The organism is Paenibacillus ihumii (assembly GCF_001403875.1).
GTDB classification, from domain to species: Bacteria; Bacillota; Bacilli; order Paenibacillales; family Paenibacillaceae; genus Fontibacillus; species Fontibacillus ihumii.
Genome location: NZ_LN884299.1, coordinates 706,594 through 725,368 on the forward strand (window position 1 = coordinate 706,594; position 18,775 = coordinate 725,368).

General features: G+C 52.7%; 11 protein-coding genes and 1 pseudogene. 8 read left to right on the forward strand and 4 right to left on the reverse strand.

Going from position 1 to position 18,775, the window contains the following annotated elements:
* Positions 1 to 66: 66 nt before the first annotated feature.
* Both BN2762_RS10930 and dhaK read left to right on the forward strand, forming a co-directional pair.
* A pseudogene (locus BN2762_RS10930) lies at positions 67 to 883 on the forward strand (hypothetical protein).
* Complete coding sequence (dhaK, locus tag BN2762_RS10935; protein ID WP_055107034.1) at positions 880 to 2,640, forward strand: dihydroxyacetone kinase subunit DhaK; 1,761 nt, start codon at positions 880 to 882, stop codon at positions 2,638 to 2,640. Before BN2762_RS10930 ends, dhaK begins: the two are co-directional and overlap by 4 nt.
* Before the next feature lie 305 nt (positions 2,641 to 2,945).
* Here dhaK and galA read toward each other — a convergent pair whose 3' ends face one another.
* Complete coding sequence (galA, locus tag BN2762_RS10940; protein WP_055107035.1) at positions 2,946 to 5,705, reverse strand: beta-galactosidase GalA; 2,760 nt, start codon at positions 5,703 to 5,705, stop codon at positions 2,946 to 2,948.
* 193 nt (positions 5,706 to 5,898) lie between these two features.
* Between galA and BN2762_RS10945 the strand changes: the two genes are divergently transcribed.
* From BN2762_RS10945 to BN2762_RS10970, 6 genes are all read left to right on the forward strand, one after another.
* Positions 5,899 to 6,759, forward strand: a complete 861-nt coding sequence (locus tag BN2762_RS10945) for a helix-turn-helix transcriptional regulator (protein ID WP_055107036.1) — start codon at positions 5,899 to 5,901, stop codon at positions 6,757 to 6,759.
* A 30-nt stretch (positions 6,760 to 6,789) separates the two neighbouring features.
* Entirely contained in the window at positions 6,790 to 8,565 is a 1,776-nt protein-coding gene (locus BN2762_RS10950) for a sensor histidine kinase (RefSeq protein WP_055107037.1), read from the forward strand.
* 13 nt (positions 8,566 to 8,578) lie between these two features.
* Complete coding sequence (locus tag BN2762_RS10955; RefSeq protein ID WP_055107038.1) at positions 8,579 to 10,096, forward strand: response regulator; 1,518 nt, start codon at positions 8,579 to 8,581, stop codon at positions 10,094 to 10,096.
* A gap of 218 nt (positions 10,097 to 10,314) precedes the next feature.
* Complete coding sequence (locus BN2762_RS10960; protein ID WP_055107039.1) at positions 10,315 to 11,283, forward strand: ABC transporter permease; 969 nt, start codon at positions 10,315 to 10,317, stop codon at positions 11,281 to 11,283.
* Between the two features lie 10 nt (positions 11,284 to 11,293).
* Positions 11,294 to 12,184, forward strand: a complete 891-nt coding sequence (locus BN2762_RS10965) for a carbohydrate ABC transporter permease (RefSeq protein WP_055107040.1) — start codon at positions 11,294 to 11,296, stop codon at positions 12,182 to 12,184.
* A gap of 58 nt (positions 12,185 to 12,242) precedes the next feature.
* The gene (locus BN2762_RS10970; protein WP_055107041.1) at positions 12,243 to 13,979 is read left to right on the forward strand and encodes an extracellular solute-binding protein; all 1,737 of its coding nucleotides are present in this window, start codon (positions 12,243 to 12,245) and stop codon (positions 13,977 to 13,979) included.
* Positions 13,980 to 14,019: 40 nt separating this feature from the next.
* Here BN2762_RS10970 and BN2762_RS10975 read toward each other — a convergent pair whose 3' ends face one another.
* The 3 genes from BN2762_RS10975 to uvrA form a co-directional block, all read right to left on the reverse strand.
* On the reverse strand, positions 14,020 to 14,919 hold the full coding sequence (locus BN2762_RS10975) for a sialate O-acetylesterase (RefSeq protein ID WP_083484878.1): 900 nt from the start codon (positions 14,917 to 14,919) through the stop codon (positions 14,020 to 14,022).
* Entirely contained in the window at positions 14,807 to 16,117 is a 1,311-nt protein-coding gene (locus BN2762_RS10980; protein WP_055107043.1) for a sialate O-acetylesterase, read from the reverse strand. Before BN2762_RS10980 ends, BN2762_RS10975 begins: the two co-directional genes overlap by 113 nt.
* A gap of 198 nt (positions 16,118 to 16,315) precedes the next feature.
* Positions 16,316 to 18,772, reverse strand: a complete 2,457-nt coding sequence (gene uvrA, locus BN2762_RS10985; RefSeq protein ID WP_055107044.1) for an excinuclease ABC subunit UvrA — start codon at positions 18,770 to 18,772, stop codon at positions 16,316 to 16,318.
* Between the last annotated feature and the right edge of the window lie 3 nt (positions 18,773 to 18,775).

Sequence of the window (18,775 nt, forward strand, 5' to 3'; positions counted from 1 at the left end):
GTTTCATGCCCCCCAAAATAGCCCATCCTATAATAATAAATATATTCAGCGAGGAGGTATGCAAAAATGAGAAGGGCGTTTATCAGCCCGATGAAATATGTGCAAGGTGAAGACGAACGAGCTTTTGAATCTAGGCTATTTTGTAAAAACATCCGGTGATTCTGCACTGCTAATCGCGCATCCCGACGAGGTATCACGTGTAAAAGACAAGCTGGAGTCGAACGAGATTCCTCGTGGCTGGGATGGGAGATGTACTCTCCACTTATTTTGAAGCAAGAGCAACGGCAGCTTCGTATTCCAATGTCAGTGCGGGCTTGCCATGCGGTGTTCGCGAGGGCGCCTGCGGCAGTGCCAAGAGAACGGTCACGGCGCTGGGACTGGCCAAGCTATGCTATGAACTTTGCTTGAGAACGGGTATAGGGCGAAGCTGGCCAGCGGCCAGAACATCGTTACGCCTGCCCTCGAGAATATCATTGAAACAAACATTCTGTTATCGGGATTAGGCTCCGAGAGCGGCAGCCTGGCAGCGATTCAAGCGATCCTTAACGGCTTGACGGCGCTGGAAGGTTCGCATCATTATTATCATAGAGAGAAGGTCGCCTTCAGTACGATTGCTCCGTTGATGCTTGAAAAGGCCTACCTGGCTGAGCTGAAGGAGGGGCTGGACTTCTGACTCTCGATCGCCTGCCTGTATGCCTGGCGGGTATCGGAATCGAGCATGTGACCACGAGGAATTGCTTGAGGCAGCGAAAGAGGCTTACATTGCCGAGGAATCCATCCCTTCGAGGCCATTTCCGATTGTGAAGGAGGCGGCAGCCGCAGCGATTATGGCCGCTGATCATTAGGCCGCCCATATAAACTGAACAAAGGAGATCTGAGATGAAGAAAATCATGAACAAGCCTGAAACTCTGGTTCGGGAAATGTGCAACGGGCTTGTACTGGCGCATCCCGAACTGGATTTCAACCCGAAATTCAAAGTGATTTCCAAAAAAGAGATCAATCCCGACAAAGTGACGCTGATCAGCGGCGGCGGAAGCGGGCATGAACCGGCTCATGCCGGGTTTGTAGGCAGCGGGATGCTGGATGCCGCTGTATGCGGCGACGTATTTGCCTCCCCGTCCCAAATCCAGGTCTATCAAGCTATCCGCCGCTCCGCGAGCAGCAAGGGTACCCTGCTCATTATCAAGAACTACAGCGGCGATATCATGAACTTCAAGAATGCGGCCCATCTGGCCAGCGAGGACGGCATTCAAGTCGATTATGTCAAGGTTGACGATGATATTGCCGTCGAAGACAGCCTCTATACGGTAGGGAAAAGAGGGGTTGCCGGGACGGTGCTCGTTCATAAGGTAGCCGGAGCGGCGGCAGAAGCCGGCTTGTCCCTGCCAGAGGTGAAGGAAGCGGCCCAGCATGCAGTCAACCAAGTGCGAAGCATCGGCTTCGCGTATACCTCCTGCACCGTGCCTGCCAAGGGGTCCCCGACGTTCCATCTCGAAGAGGACGAGATGGAATACGGCGTCGGCATTCACGGGGAGCCGGGAATACGCAGAGAGAAGCTCGTGCCTGCAGATGAGCTGGCGCAGCGGATGGTTGCCTCCTTGCTGGACAGCCTGCAGATGAATGACCAGGATCAGCAGGAAATTGCCGTGCTGATTAACGGATTCGGCGGCACGCCGCTGCAGGAGCTGTATCTGTTGAACAATTCGGTGATGCGCGAGTTGACGGCCAGGAACAAGACGGTCTTCAAGGCCTTCGTCGGCAACTACATGACCAGTATCGATATGGCCGGCGCATCGGTCACGATAATGAAGCTGGACGAGACGCTGAAGAAATGGCTGTCTGCGCCATGCGATACGCCGGCATTGTCGGTTAAGGGTCCATTTGCCCCTGTAAACTATACCGAGGTGATCCGGGAGGAGAAGGCGCCGGACGCCGTGTCGTTCAAGAACAACACGGATGCCGGAGCCGCGGTGATCAAGAACAACCGCCTGTCGCTGCACAATATCGTCTACCTGATCGATCAGATGAGCGAGGTCATTATCGAGAATGAGGTGCCGTTCTGCGAGCTTGACTCCCACGCCGGGGACGGCGATTTCGGGATGAGCGTCGCCAAGGGCTTCAAGCAGCTGAAGGCGGAATGGGAGGATATCCTGGCTCATCATCTCAGCGATATCGGCGACTTCCTTGATGCGTGCTCGCTGGTTATTATGGAGCATTGCGGAGGGGCCTCCGGGCCGATCTGGGGATCGGGCTTCCGCGCTGCGAGCAAATCCGCCCAGCGGAAGCAGGAGCTGTCCGTCCAGGAGGTCGCTGATATGATGCAGGCCGTCGTTAAAGGAATCCAGGATACGGGCGAAAGATCCTTCGGCAGAGGAGCTGTTGTCGGAGACAAGACCTTGATTGATGCGCTCGTACCGTTCGCGGATGCCTGGACACAGAGCGCTGCACAGGGCGACGATATGAAGATTGCGGCGAACAAGGCTGCGGAAGCGGCGGTGCTGGGCGCTCAGAAGACCGCGGAAATCGTAGCCCGCATGGGAAGAGCAGGCGCCGTAGGTGAACGCAGCATCGGTTATCCGGATGCGGGCGCTTACGCGCTCGGAGTTATTTTCACGGAGCTTGCCAAAGTGATGAAATAAGCCCCGCTTCTCGCGATGAGGAGGCTCGACTGCTGCATAGCCTGAAGCCGTGAGCCTGTCATCCATTTTAGTATGATAGACAGGGATGCATCCCACTCAGGATCTATTCCAGGAGTTGGACCGCGGGGCGATCCTGCGCCGAGACATTAAATAAAGCCTGCGTGTATTTGACACCTGGGATTTATAAATAAAGAGACAACTGCCGAAGCAGTTGTCTCTTGTTATATGAGCTATAAAATGGCCATTCAATCCAGGTCATCATGCCGTTGTAGTCGCCGAAGGGATGCATCGGGAAAATATAGCTTCTATTTCGTGCGGATGGAGACCGAGCCTTGAATGCCCGGGCTGTACATCTCGGGTGTGATTCCGATTAACACAGAAATCGTGACCTGATCCTGCAGTTCGGCTCCCTGCAGCGGAACCTCCAGATTCTCGGGCCAAGGCAAGAATTTCTTCAGCTGCAGCCTGCCATCCACATAAATTTCAATATTACCGCTAATCGAGTGGAACCAGAGATAAGGCCGCCCCGCTCTCTCTATATCCGATATCGGTGCCTGGTTGCGATAAATAACATAGCCGCTGGCGCCGCGCAGCCTCTGAAGGGCGCCGAAGCTGACATCAACCATCTCCCACGAGTTCATGTCCGTAGGATGAATCGTCACATTCGGGTCCGGGTGCTCTGCAGCAATCTCCTGCGTGATCAGCCAGTTGTTGATATACCGTTCATCTACGGACGGGACGAAAGGCGGCTCCTCAGCAGGTTGAACAGGAATAACATGAGATGCGGGCTGCAATCCGTCACCTTCGATCGTTAGCACGATGTCCTCCTCTCCAGCCTTGCTTTGGACAATAAGCTGGCAGCATCCGTTGAACAAGCTGCGCTCTGCATCATGGTCCGGCTCATGGCAGTTCGGGTCTCCATTGCCTACACCAAGGATGACCCCGCTTCCCTCAATAGAGAAGGACAATTTGCTTTGCTCCGTAGGAACGAACCGGCCCTGCCCATCCACCGCATAGACATTAACCGCCATCGCATCCCTGCCGTCGCCGGATAAAGCCAGCTTCTGAGTCTCGACGCGTACTGTATGAGCCTCATCTGCCGTTTGGATCTCCGCTGCTTTGACGAGCTGGCCGCCCTTATATCCCTCCATCCTTAAGGTCCCCGGCTCGTACACGACATCCCATTCATATTGCTCGTAAATCTCAATAGGCTGCCGATCGATGAAGACATCGTTCAGATACAGCGCAACCTCGTCGCAATTCGTATGCGTCATGATTTTGACCTGCTGCCCCTCTTGGCCAGGCCAACTCCAGTGACCTACAATGTGCAGCACCGGTTCATCCAGCCAGAATGCCTGATATAAGTAATAGGAATCCTTGGCAAAGCCGCAGGTATCCATAATCCCGAAGTGGGTGCTGACGCTCGGCCATTCATACGGCGTAGGCTCACCGCGGTAATCAAACCCTGTCCATACGAAGGTGCCCATGACAAAATCACGGGTATTGATGGTCTTCCACGACTCTCTTGCGCTGTTCCCCCAGCTGGCCTTCTCCCGGTCATAGCTGTCGAATATTTGCCGGCTGTCATCGCTGATATAATTGCCGCGGGTCGAAAAGGCGCTGACCGTCTCGGAGCCGATGACCGGCTGATTCGGATGCTTCTCCCTGAACTTGTCGTATCCGCCATTCATATAGTTGAAGCCTACGATGTCAGTAACATCAGCAGCCCCCTCGTCCTCCATCACTCCGCCATGCATAGCGCCTAGGATCGGCCGGGTAGGATCCAGCTTCTTCACGGCGCGAATCATCCGTTTCACCATTTTACGTCCAATCGGCGTCCCTTGCAGAGGCTCCTCATTAAATAGGCTGTAAAATACAACGGATGGATGGTTGCGGTCCCGGGTCACCATGTTTTCCAGCTGCCGCAGCCCCTCCCTGGAGCTGTCAAAGTTCCTGTTCTCGTCCATGACCAGCATCCCCAGCCGATCGCAAGCGTCCAGGAGCTCCGGCGTCGGATTGTGGTGAGCGCAGCGATACGCATTGCTGCCCATCTCCTTCAAGCGCCGGATGCGATACTCCTGGATTCCGTCCGGCAGGGCGACGCCTACTCCCGCATGATCCTGATGATTGCATGTGCCTTTTATTTTGAGCGGCCTATCATTCAAATAGAAGCCGGTATCGGGGCAGATGCGGATGGTGCGATATCCGTAATTCGTAACGGTCGTATCCACCTCTTCCCCATTCACGACAAGAATAGAGTGCAGCTTGTAGAGATGAGGGGCGTCCACGTCCCACAACGCCGGATGCTCTAGCGGAAGACCCTGCGTAACCACGATGGATTGTCCCGCTTCGCAGCTGCCGCTTGTCAGCTCCTCCGCCACGATATCGCCGTCTGCTTGCTCGACACGGGAAATGAGCTGATATTCTACAGCAGCCTCCCATTCATTCCTAATCGTCGTCTCCACATTCGTAAGCCAGCGGGAGGCGCTTTCCCTGATCGGATTCACCCATATGCCGCGATGAGCTATATGAACGGGCGCGGTCTTCGTTAGCCAGACATGCCGGTATATTCCCGCCCCTTCGTACCACCAGCCCTCCGATACGGTGGCATCGACCTTCACGACGAGCAGATTCGGCTGATTGCCAAAATAGGCGCGATCGGTAATATCCACGGTAAAGCTCGTATATCCGCAAAAGTTCCTTTCGAGGATGCTTCCGTTAAAATACACCGTAGCATGCGTGGCAATCCCGTCGAACTCCAGAAGCAGCTGCTTCCCCTGATCAGCGGGATCCAGTTTGAATTTTTTGCGGTACCAGCCTATCCCGCGGGGATAATAGCCGAAGTCCGGAACCCCGTTCTCGCGATCAAGGGGCTGCCGGTAAGACCAGTCATGCGGCAATTGCACCGTGTCCCACTCGTTGTCATTCCACTCCATCCCCGCCGGTCCCCGGCTTCCACCCGCTTTGGAAAGGCCGTATACGGCCTTATGGCTGCTTTCCTTTACTTGAAACGGATCCCCTAAATGGAAGCGCCAATCTTTATCCATGCTCAGTCTTTCTCTCATCTTCTCAAATCCTTCTCCCTATGATATCCCCATTCTAAGAAAGTTCAGCGAAGATAAGTTAGGACAAAAAAGGATGGAAAATAGTATAAAATGAACATCCCGCGATTTAGCTATTGTTCTTTTCTCCAAGTAGGTTTAAGAATATAAGTAGTAGACTGTTAGACCCATTACAGGATGAATTGGAGAAGACGCCATGCTGATGCCTTTTCGACTGTTTCCGAATCCATCTACTTATCAGCTGCCTTTAGCGCTATATAGCTGCGGGCTGCATGAACAGAACTATCAGTACAGGCCGCTGGGATATCCGACCTTGCAATGCTTCATTAGCTTTGGCGGATATGGTACATTTCGCTTTCGCAATGATCAAGAGCTCGTATTGGCTCCCAATCATGCCCTGCTGCTGCCAGCTAAGGCTGCCCACGAGTACTATCCCGGCCCGGGCGAAACCTGGCTTCTGGGGTTCATCGGCATTCACGGCACCTCCGTAGAGTCTATGATTCAAGGCTTCGGCCTCCCATTCATGACCAGCATTCCGCTCAACCCGGCGGCCCTTGATGTATTGAACCATAAATTAACGACGATCTGGCAGGCCAGTATTGCCGACTCCCCCGGAATCCAGGGGAAGCTCTCCGTTCAATTATATGAATTCATGCTTCTTTTGTCCGAGCACGTCATTAGCCATAAGCATCCCATCCTGCCGAACCCGCTCAAAGCGTCGCAGGATGCGCTGGACCAGGCCGTCCAATTCATGAAGCAGCATTATGACGAGAATCTGCACATTTCCAATATCGCCCATGCTGTAGGCTACTCCGTCCAGCACTTTCAGCGGATCTTTCGCGAAGCCTACGGGATCAATCCCCACGCCTATTTGCAGCGCATCCGCCTGGAGCAGGCCGCGGCCTGGCTCGAAGGCAATCCGGAATATTCCGTTCAGGAAATCTCTCATCGGCTGGGGATGGAAGCCAGCTATTTTATACGGATTTTCAAGAAGAAATACGGGGTAACACCAAGAAGCTACAGAAATGCATATGCCTATAGACATCAATTGCAATAACCCCATTTCTGTTCCATTAGGAGTGCAGCTATGTTATTCAAAATCAAGAAAAACAGCATCATGGTCAAAATGATCACCATGTACACCATTCCTTTTATCCTGCTGTCCCTGATCCTTAGCTGGAATAGCCAGAAATCGACGCAAAATATTCAGGACAGCTTCATTTCGAATATGTCGCACGCCTTCGATCAAGCTTCGCAGGAAATTCAAAGCCGGATTGATATGGCGTATGACTTAACCGAGATCGTCAGCAAGAACAGCAAAATCATTACGTTCATAAACGACCCCTTCCTGGGAGATGAGGCGGACTTTCTCAGCCAATACCTGGACAGCGTGATTCCGATTATTAAATATGCGACTGCCTTTACGGAAACCGACGACTATTCCATTCGCATCTATATGATGAATGATCATATCCCCGAATCCTGGCCTTACTTCTTGCATCTGAAAAGGCAGGCCGCCAATACGAGGCTGCAAGCCTTTATGGTACAGGAGAATGAGACGCAAATGTGGCTCAGACCGGATGACCTTCAGCTCGGGCCAAGCTCCCTGAATTCCGACCGCAGTAAATATACGCTCCTGACCAAGCTTTACTCCCCTTCACGCGAATTGTTGGGACTGGTCGCGGTCATGGTTGCCGAAGATCGTCTGCTTAGCATGAATGAAGGCGCTTACCCGTCGGATATTACGCAATTCCTATACCACGAGCAGAAAATTGCGCTAGCTGCGGCCGATGTCGATGAAGCCGCTGAAGCGGAGATTCTGCAGCAGCATCTGACCGAATCCGAAGCGCATTTCATTTATGATCAGCATCTCTATTTGTACAGGACCTTCGATGCCATACAGCAGACCTTCGTATACAAGGTATCCCTGGAGCAGTTGAATGAGTCGATTCACAAAAGCATGCTGAACCAGCTGCTGCTCATCATTTTCAGCGTGATGCTGCTCATCGTGACATGCTACTTCATGTTCAAGACGATTTTCCTGCGGCTGAACCGTATCGTATCGACGATGAGGAAGGTCATCAACGGCAACTCCCATTTGCGAATCAGCGATACCAAGCCGGATGAGCTGGGACAGCTCGCGCAGGATTTCAACGGACTTATCGAGACGAATAATCACTTGATCGAACGCATCGTCATGAAGGAGCGGTTAAGAAAGGAAGCGCAGATCCAGGCGCTGCAATATCAAATCAATCCGCATTTTATCTACAATACACTGGATATTTTCCGCATGAAGCTCATCAAGGAACGCATGTTCAGCACGGCAGACCGGATAGCCGATTTCGGAAAAATACTCCGGTACAATCTCAGCAGCAATACTCTGCACACTACGCTGATGGAGGAAATCGAGCTAATCCGCAAATATGTCAGCCTCCAGTCACTAAGCAGCAGCCAGTCCATCCAGCTCGATGTCGAAATTTCAGAGGAGCTCAAGTCTTATCCAGTGATCAAATTCCTGCTGCAGCCGATCGTGGAGAACAGCATTAAATACGGGAAGACTGTTTATAGGGATTCGCTGCAGATTCAAATTCACTGCTATGTGCTGAAGCAGCAGGTACGGGTCGATATCATCGACAATGGCGCGGGAATGAGCGAGGAGAAGATGAACACGCTTAACGAGCATTTTCAGGCTCCGCTTCATTATGAAGAATCCGCTCCCGCTCTGGATGCGCCCGAGCGCTCCATCGGGCTGTATAATATCAACTCCCGGCTGCGTCTGTATTACGGGGAGTCCTACTATATCGCCATCGAGAGCAAAAAGAACGATTATACATATGTACAGATCAAATTACCCTATGAATGAGAGGCAATACGGAATGTATAAACTGCTTATTGTCGACGATGAAGAAATCGTCCGCGAAGGACTTCGAGACATTGTCGCGTACCTGCAGGTTCAGCATATCGGACAAATCCTGATGGCCAAGGATGGCGCGGAGGCGCTGTCCATCATGAATAAAGAGAATCCGCAAATCATACTCACCGATTTGAATATGCCGGTGCTGGACGGAATTGAAATGATCAAGCAGCTGCAAGGGAAGCACGGGCATAAAATTATCGTGATTAGCGGATATGATGATTTTCACCTCGTCAAGGAGAGCTTCAAGCTGGGCGTGCGCGATTACTTGCTCAAACCGGCCCATTCGGAGGAGCTGCTGGAGGTATTGGATAAGATTGTCCGCGAACTGCGGCAGGAGGAGCAGCAGCACGAGAAGGGCGAATCGGAGAAGAAGCTAACCCAGATGGAGAGAGTCAGCAGAAGCATGAACTGGGTGCTCCAAAGCGCCGAGCAGGATGAGCATGCTCTGGAACGCGTATTTGCTGAATTAGGCTTCAGCCTGCCTTATCCGGATACGGCGGCTGCGATCCTCTCCCCCATGCATTCCGCCTCACACGCGGAGTCATTAGTTGCCGACTGGGATGCCCTCTTAACCAAGCCGGACACGGATCGTTTACCTATGAAGCTGTATGCGTTCTACAATAGACAGAATGATCTTGTCGTATGGATCAACTACGCTGGGCAGCAGGACGGAAGCTCCGCGGTCAAGCAGGTTCTGGAGCAATTCCTGGGAAGCAATCCCGAGCTCCCTATCGTGATTGCCGTGGGCAAGACAGTCTTGGCGGCGACAGAGCTGGCGCAAGCATATCTGAGCGCATTAGAAGTACTCAGCTACAAGCTGACTGCAGAACCGCGGTCCATCCTGCTTTACGACGATATTCTGACAAGGGAGGACCGCCTTATCGCGCCTGCGGATCTGAGGATTTTGACCGAAATCATCGATATGCGCCGGAAGGATCGGGTGCTCCCCTATATTCAAAAATACTTCAATGATGAATCGTTAAGAGGAAGCACTCTGGACAGCATTCGGAGCAATTATGATGCGATCCTGCAGGCCATCCGCTGGATTCCCCATCAGAAGCAGGATTTCTCTGCCTTTGAACAGAGCGAGCAATTGCGCTTGTACCTCATATCGCGAATATTGCAAACGATCGAGGCGCGCCAGAGCTTGATCCGCAGCTATGATATGGTAGAAATCGCCAAGAAGTACGTCGATGATCAGCTGCTCGGCGAGATAAATATGGCTGTGATCGCCAACTACTGCAATGTCAGCTACGCGTATTTCAGCAAATTGTTTAAAGAGAGCACCGGGGTGAATTTTCAGGATTATGTCACGATGAAGCGGATGGACTATGCCAAGAAAGCTCTGAACGGCATCAATGTCAAAATTTGCGATGTCGCTTCCGCATTGGGATACAGCAATCCAAAAAACTTCACCCGTGTATTCAAAAATTATTGCGGTATGAGCCCGAAGGAATACCAGAAGCTCATGAAATAACCGGTAATTTATGGTGCTACATATTGCTTCTCAGTCTTCATAGGGGATTTCCAGCCTTCACGTTCGCTGCGGCGAATGTGAAGGTTTTTTTGCAGTGGATAGGTGATTTTCTGATGACGAATAATGATACCTTTTCGCAAACCTGAGTCCTGTTTCCCCTTAAATAATGCGCTTACAATTTAGTTATACAGCAAAAAGAGAGAGGGGTTTAGAGAGAGATGACAGACTCGGAGGCTTCTACAGCGAAATCAAATCTTGCTTTGGCACGAGAGAAAAGATCCTCCCGCAATCGCGACCAGCTTTCACTCCAATCGATGATCATCCCGGGCATCCTGTTTATTCTGATTTTCACGTTCATTCCGCTTTACGGCGTCATTATCGCCTTTAAGGACTACAACATCGTCACGGGAATCCAGGGGATTTTCTCGTCGGAATGGGTCGGATTAGCGAACTTCAAAGAATTTATTTCGGATATTAACTTTTGGAACATGCTGCGCAACACGCTCGGGATCAATTTATTAGGCCTCTGCATTACCTTCCCGGTCACAATCCTGTTTGCGCTGTTCCTGAATGAGCTCACCTTCCCGCGCTTCAAGAAGCTGACGCAGACGATCACTTATCTGCCGCACTTTATTTCCTGGAGCATCTTCGGGGGATTAATCATCAATATCCTGTCGCCAAGCAATGGCGTATTGAACTACCTGCTAGTGAACCTCGGCATCATTTCCGAGCCGATTCATTTTCTTGCGGAGAAGGATTACTTCTGGCTGCTGGCGGTGCTTACGAATTTAGTCAAGGAATTAGGCTGGGGGGCTATTCTATATCTTGCGGCGATTGCCAGCATCGATCAGGAGATGTATGAAGCGGCCTATATGGACGGAGCCTCGCGGTTCCGCCGCATTTGGCATATTACTCTGCCGGCGATCACAGGCACGATCGTCATCCTGCTCGTCTTCTCAATCAGCAATATTCTGAACAGCGGCTTTGACCAGTTCTTCGTCCTGCAGAACCCGCTGAACATTGACGCCAGTGAGGTCATCGACACTTACGTGTACAAGGTCGGCTTGCGGGAATTCCGCATGGAGTATGCGACGGCCGTCGGATTAATGAAGACCGTTATTGCGCTATTCCTGCTGTACCTGGCTAATTTCATTGCTAAGAAAATAACCGGGAAAGGGATTTTTTAGGGAGGTACCTATGGTTAGAGATCATTCATGGCCGAACCGGCTGTTCAATATCTTCAACGTATTCATCATGGCTTGCTTAATCGTGCTCACCTTGTATCCCTTCTGGTATTCCGTCATCGGCTCATTCAATGATGGCCTCGACTATGCCAAGGGCGGCGTGTATCTATGGACAAGGCAGTTCACATGGGATAACTATAGCGCGCTGTTCAGCGATACCGCATTAGTGAAATCCTTCGTTGTAACCTTATCCAGAACGGTGATCGGGACCGTCACTCATGTTCTTTTTACCGCCATGTTCGCCTATGCCTTCTCGCGGAGGAACCTGAAATTTAAAAGGCTGTATTCGACACTAGGGCTGATGAGCATGTATCTGAGCGGCGGCCTGATCCCTTACTTCATTCTGATTAATGCGCTGGGGCTCTATAATAACTTCCTGGTCTTTATTATTCCGACGCTGTTCAGCTTCTGGAATGTGATACTGTTCCGCTCTTATTTCGCCGAGCTTCCCGAAGCATTGATCGAGTCGGCCAAAATTGACGGCGCAGGCGAGTACACCATATTCTTCCGCATTATTCTTTCGCTGTCCAAGCCTGTTATTGCCGCCATTTCTTTATTTACGGCAGTTGGACACTGGAATGCCTACTACGATGCCATGATCTTCACCCAGGGCGACAGCCTGCAGACCGTACAGCTGTACATTCTGAAGCTGATTCAGAGCACGGAGGCAGCCCTATTGCTTGCGAATATGTCGGGCACCCTCGGAGCGGCGCAGGGCTCAGTCACGACCACCACCCTACAGTTAGCTGCCATGGTTGCTGCATCACTGCCGATTGTGCTGGTTTATCCTTTCGTACAGAAGTTCTTTATTAAAGGAATGCTTATTGGTTCTGTCAAAGGTTAAGCGGCATTTGAGGATTGATGATATTAGGTTTACTATTCTACACATAGGGGGAAATACAATGAACAAAGCATCACTGCGATTATTGGCGATTGCGCTGGCTCTAGCGGTCATGATTACCGGCTGCTCAAAAGGCGCGGGCAACAGCACACCGGCCGAATCGAATTCTTCTCCGGAAGCAGCAGGCCAGTCTGCCAGCGAGCCTGGCTGGAAATCGAACACCTCGCCCGTGTCCCTGTCTTGGTACACCGGAGTGGCGGGCTACTCCAAGAAGTGGGACGCCAAAAATAACTACGTGGATAAACTGATCACCGAAGAAACCGGGGTCAGCGTCGACTTCATTCATGCGGGCAACGATGTGAACGCGGAATTCAACGTCATGATGGCGACCAACAATCTTCCGGATATCATTACGCTCGACCGCTGGAACAGTACTTCTCTCATCCAGACGCTGATGAGTAGCGGGATGGTAGCTCCGCTAAACGAATTAATGGAGAAGTACGATCCTTACCTGTCTACGATTCTGCCGGAGACGATGGTCGATTGGTATACACAAGCAGACGGGAACTTCTACGCGATTCCGAACTATTACGTGTCGCCTGAAATGCTGGAGCAATATCCCGACGTCAAGAAGTTCTACAACGAACGCTCTAATGGCCAGATTATCGTAAGAAAAGACATCATGGATCAATTAGGAATTACGGTAGAGGATTTGCAGCAGGAGGATTCCTTCATCGCGGCCCTGAAAAAAGTGAAGGAAGCGAATATTCAATATAATGGCATGACCGTACTGCCGCTGTATTTCGATGACAAGGATAAATATATCAATGATTCCCTAGGCGTGTTGGCCGGCTCCTTTGGTGCGGTGCCGGAAGCGGAGGATGGTTCTTACATTGACTTGCGCAGAACGGAGGAATTCAAGCATGTGCTGGAGTTCGCCAATCGATTATATTCCGAAGGGCTCTTGTCTCTGGAGAACTTCACCAGTGCACGCAATCAAATTGAAGAGAAAATGACGCAGGGCGCCGTCTTCATGAAGATCGGCAGCTACGCCGACTATACGACGCCCGTCAGCCAGCTGTATCTCTCGGATCCGAATGCAAAATATATAACGATCGATGCCATCAAGTCCAATAAAGGTACGCTGCCTCAATATCCGAGATCTTTGAACAAAGGCTGGACGCTGACCTTCGTGAACAAGAAATCCAAGCACGCAGACCGGGCAATTCAATTCCTGGAGTACCTGTACAGCGAGCAAGGCCATGCAGCCAGCTTCTTCGGGAAAGAGGGCGAGACGTTTACAATTACCGCCGATGGCAAGTACAAGCGCAATCCGGAGATCGATCAGGAGTTTAACGCAGATTGGAACGCCGCTACGAAGAAGTGGGGCTTCGAGTCGATCTGGTGGTTGACGAACGAGGTATGGCTTAAGCATGTGAGGGAAGCCGAAGAGACAGAGCAGACCCAATATATGGACGGCTTATTCTACGGCTCGGCCAAATACATGTACAGCAACGATGTCCTGGATTCAGGCAACCTCTTCGACGCCTATGAGCCGGGCTCCAAGGAAGCAAACGCTGAAGCCAAGATCACCGTCTACTGGGCGCAGATCGTTCCGAAGATGATTCTGGCCAAGAACGCCGCAGAGTTCGAATCTCTCTACAGTGAAGCGATGGCTACATTAGACAAGCTGGGTCTGGCCAGCATCGAGGCAGCTAAGAATGCACGCGTTCAAAAGTTCAAGCAAGCCACGGGCGTCAAGCTGGTATCTCCGAAATATACGGGCGAGTATAAATAGAATATAGCCAAACGGACACCCCGGTGTCCGTTTTTTATTTTTAGGCTGATCCCCTGTCTCCGCACGTGCTAAACGGCGAAGCCGGAAGACCCTCCCGATTATACAGATTCGCCCCCGCAGGATTGTTCGACCATGCATACCTGGCATGGACAGGCTGCCGGATCTCCTCATGCCAGACGATCACAGTATCGCCGGAAATGACCGCCTGCGCCGGGAGGAAGCGGCCGTCCGCTCCGCATACCGCAAACCCCTTGAGCTCGCAGTCAGCAGCCCGCGCAGGCTGTTCGCCGGATACAGTCTGCTCATCGTTGTCCTTTATAGTGTGATTACTCCCGCCCGGTATGGTCTGCTTGCCGACGCTCTGCACAGTCTGCTCACCGTCGCCCTGCGCAGCCTGTCTGCCGTCGCCTGGAACGGTCTGCTCGCCGAATACAGTCTGCTCGCCACCCCGTACGTTCTGTTCGCCGGGCACAGTCTGTTCGCCGCGCGCCCGTACGGTCAGCCCGCTGCCGACCTGGTCGAAATGCAGAATTAGCGTCTCCCCGCTATGCTCCATCCTTGCGAACATCGGTCCGCTGTGCACCAGATGCTCCTCGCCGTAAGCCAGTTTTCGGGCGCATAGTGCGAGCCGTTGGCCCACCGTCTTCTTATCCTGCGGGTGCAGATCGTTATATTCCCCAACATCTATGGTAATTGCCATCGCGGTTTGCGGGATCTCCAGGCTTCTGCGCTGCTCCTCCCGCAGCTCCGCCCAATTCACTTGGGTATCGTCCTCCTCGCCAAAATTGGCCAGCTGCACATAAATAAACGGAAGCTCGCCGTTCCCCCTATTGCACCGCCAATCCCGCACCAGGGCCGCGAATAAATCGCGGTATCCGGCAGGCCGCCCAGTGTTGGACTCGCCTTGGTACCAGAGGATGCCCTTCACCGGGAAAATCACGCAGCGGCGAAATCATGCCGTTATAGACGCCGGAAGGCTTGTAGTGGAAAAAAGTACTCGGCTCCAGCGCCTCGGTGCTCGTACCAATCCGGTATCGCCACACGCCGCGCAAGTCAATTTCCTCCCCGCCGCCCACCAGCTTATACGGCATGTCCTGTACAAAAGCCCCGGTATTCTGATTGCTGATCACACGAACGGCGATCGTATTTCTGCCGGGCTGAAGCAGCCCGTTGGGCACAGGATAGCGTCTCGGCGGATACATATAGCCCGTGCTGCCGATGCACACCCCGTTAATGTATGTATCATCCGCATCGACAATCGTTCCGAGCTTCAGCAGGATTTCGCCCTCCATCATGGAGGCGGGCACATCGAATTCCTTGCGGTACCAGACCGCGCCGCGCACCGGCTCCAGCCGGCTACCCGCCCAGGAACCGGGAACCTCAATAGGCTCCCAATCCGCCGTGTCACAGGAGGCCTGGAACCAGCCCTCCTGCAGCCCCTGATCCGTATCGTTCAGATGACTGTGCCATACGAGGCTGCGCTCTTCGTCCCGGCGTATCGTTGCCTTTATATAGTCATCGTCCTTGCACTGCTCCAGCACGGCTTCATAGCCGCCAATGTCTCTAAGCGTCTGTTCGCTAATCCAGGCTTCAATCGGCGTCCCGCCTACCGCCGTCTGAACCAGCCCCATCGGCACTTGATATCGTTCATATAACTCCCGGGCACAAAAGAACCCGGCCGCGCTAAAATTGAGCACATGCTCCGGATCAGCTGCGATCCACCGCCCCCCTTGCAGCTCCCGCTGCGGACCGTGAAAATGATAAGTCTGGGGAACGGCGAACTGCCGGATCAATGGCAGATCGACACCGGCCACCTCCTGGGCCAGCACATCCAGCGTCCGCCGCACCGGCAGCTCCATATTGGACTGCCCGCCGAGCACCCAGACATCGCCGATCAGAATATCGCGGATAACCAGCTCCTCGGGGCCGGACGAGATCCTCATCTCATGCGGCCCGCCCGGCTCCAGCTTCTCCAGCTCAACCCGCCAGCGTCCGTCTGTATCCGCTACAGCATGATATATTTTGCCAAGAAAATTGACCCGGATCTCCTCACCGCTCCCGGCCGTTCCCCAGATCGGCACATGGGTGTCCCTTTGCAGCACCATCCCGTCGCTGAGCAGGCTGTGCAGCTTCATCATCGGCCATTCCCCTCTCCGTAGGTGGTATCTTCATCGCCACTCTTCCTGGATACCTATCCATAAACACTCTTCCATAGACACTCTTCTATAGACACTCTTCTATAGGTACGCTTGATTCGATCTTACTGCAATCGCAGCCTAGGGAAATGGCCGAGATTATAGATTTAACCCGAAAATTTTAAGAAGTTGCCTTGTAGATCATAAATACCGGCCGGTATGCGAGCCCGCATGCTTCATGACCGTTTCCGGCGTCCCTTCTGCGATGATATGACCACCCTGCCGTCCCCCTTCCGGGCCTAGATCGATGATCCAGTCCGCGGCTCTGATCAGCTCGCTGTTATGCTCGACAATGATCACGGTATTGCCTGCATCCACGAGGCGATCCAGCAGCTTGAATAATTGCTTCACATCACTCGGATGCAGCCCTGTCGTCGGCTCGTCTAATAAGTAGAGGGTGCTGGTCTGCGATGTCCTCATCAGCTCCTTCGCCAGCTTCAACCGCTGTCCTTCCCCGCCGGAGAGCGTCGTAAGCGACTGCCCCAATTTTAAATAGCCCAAGCCAATCTCCACCAGCAATGCTAGGATCGAGCGGATTTTCCCTTCCTCCTTAAAAATATCCAAGCTATCCTGTACAGAGCTCTCCAGAATCTGATTGATGGAATACCCGTGATACTGGACCGCCAGTACCTCCTCCTTGAAGCGCTGTCCATGGCAAATCGGGCATGTCACCTCCAAGTCCGGGAAAAACAGCATGTTCATCGGGACATATCCGAGTCCCTGACAATTCTCGCAGCGCCCGCCCTCCGTATTGAAGGAGAAATGCTTGGCCGTCAGCTTCCGCTGCTTGGCTTCCTTCCGTTGTGCGAAGGCATTGCGGATTTCGGTGAATACCTCAGTGTACGTTGCGACATTCGAACGCTTCATCCTGCTGAGTGGCGATTGTCCCACGATTACCATTTGGCCGAAGTGCTCCAAGCCGTCCACCCGCTCAAAGCCTTCATGGATCTTGTCATTTCCCTTGGCCAGCACATCAAAGACAAGCGTGGATTTTCCAGAGCCTGAGACCCCCGTCACCGCAATTAAACAGCCGACCGGAAAGGATACCGTCACATCCTGCAAATTATGCAGGCTAGCCCGATGCACGACAATCGCTTGTCCCGTACCTTGGCGGACAGTTCTTTTTGCTGCAGGTTCATGGCACAGGTATTGGCCGGTTATAGACTTCTCTTGATGGATGAGCTCAGACAGAGTCCCCTCGCCGATCACCGTTCCGCCGTAAGCCCCCGCTCCCGGCCCCATATCGATAATATAATCCGCCTCTCTCATCACATCGACATCATGCTCGATGACAAGGACGGTATTCCCCAGATCCCGTAAATCCTTCATGACGCTAACCAAGCCCAGGGTATCCCGCGGGTGAAGGCCCGCCGTAGGCTCATCCAGAATATACAGCACGCCGGTAAGGGCCGAATCCAGGATGGAGGCTAACCGGATGCGCTGGGCTTCACCGCCGGAGAGGCTGATCGTTTGACGGTCTAAGGTCAGATACCCCAGCCCGGTTCGGATCAATCGATTGAGCTTGGTGGCCATATCCAGAGTGAACGTCTCTACCTGCAGCAGGGAATCGTGATCTAGCGCTGACTCGACCCGCTTCACCCAATCCAGCATTTCCTCCAGGGAATGCTGGACAAGCTGGGGGATCGTCGCATCCGCAACCGTGACGGCTCTGCTGATTTCATTTAACCGGCTGCCCTGACAGTCATGGCATGGCTGCGAATAGAAGTACGCTTCTGCCTCGGCCGACGCGCCTGATTTCTCAGAGAACCGCCGCCACATGCCCGTCAGAACGCCTTCAAACTTTCCTTCGCCTACCGTCTTGGGAGGAGCGATAGGAGGAAAGCATTGCTTCACTTCCTGGCTTTCCACGCCATGGTACAGAATCGCTTTTTGCGCCGGGCTATAGTCCTTCAAGGGAAGACCGTCCTCTATTGGTACGCCGTAGTGCTTCATGGCCGCCTTGACAATCGATACCTGATATTCCGCATACCGTCCCTTCCACAGATCAACAGCACCACCTTCAATCGAATTCTCCGGATGAAAGACGGATGCCTCATGAATTTGCACCACCTCGCCTAACCCCTTGCAGGTCGGGCATGCGCCTTCTATCGTATTGTAGGAAAAATGGGTGCGTGTCAGCTTCTCCATACGATGCTGGCAATGCGGACACTTAATAAATTCTCTGAAGCTGCCTGCTTCCTTCTCGATGTCCTCCTGGTTCAGCGTCGGCTGAATCTCCTGATGGCAATTCGGGCAAGGCCGCTTCCCCAGCTTCTCAAAGATCATGCGCAAGCTCGTGTACATATCAGTGACTGTACCTACGGTGGAACGGGGATTGCGATTGGTCACATGCTGGCTGACGCTGATGGCTGGAGACAGACCGACGATGGAGTCCATCTTCGGTTTGTTAATTCCCTGCATGCCCATGGATTCCAGATACTGCCGTTGGCATTCCCGGAATAAAGTGTCGATCGCCAAGGTAGATTTGCCCGATCCGGATGGTCCTGTCAGTACAACCAGCTTGTTTTTAGGGATGGACAAGGAAATATTGCGCAAATTATGTTCTCTGGCACCCTTAATAAGTATCTCGTTATTCAAACG

Bases quoted from the DNA above. Each gene is read 5' to 3' on its own strand.
- BN2762_RS10980 (WP_055107043.1), bottom strand. From the start codon at position 16,117: ATGATGAAGCTGCACAGCCTGCTCAGCGACGGGATGGTGCTGCAAAGG.
- BN2762_RS10970 (WP_055107041.1), top strand. From the start codon at position 12,243: ATGAACAAAGCATCACTGCGATTATTGGCGATTGCGCTGGCTCTAGCG.
- BN2762_RS10950 (WP_055107037.1), top strand. From the start codon at position 6,790: ATGTTATTCAAAATCAAGAAAAACAGCATCATGGTCAAAATGATCACC.
- galA (WP_055107035.1), bottom strand. From the start codon at position 5,705: ATGAGAGAAAGACTGAGCATGGATAAAGATTGGCGCTTCCATTTAGGG.
- BN2762_RS10945 (WP_055107036.1), top strand. From the start codon at position 5,899: ATGCTGATGCCTTTTCGACTGTTTCCGAATCCATCTACTTATCAGCTG.
- dhaK (WP_055107034.1), top strand. From the start codon at position 880: ATGAAGAAAATCATGAACAAGCCTGAAACTCTGGTTCGGGAAATGTGC.
- BN2762_RS10960 (WP_055107039.1), top strand. From the start codon at position 10,315: ATGACAGACTCGGAGGCTTCTACAGCGAAATCAAATCTTGCTTTGGCA.
- BN2762_RS10965 (WP_055107040.1), top strand. From the start codon at position 11,294: ATGGTTAGAGATCATTCATGGCCGAACCGGCTGTTCAATATCTTCAAC.
- BN2762_RS10955 (WP_055107038.1), top strand. From the start codon at position 8,579: ATGTATAAACTGCTTATTGTCGACGATGAAGAAATCGTCCGCGAAGGA.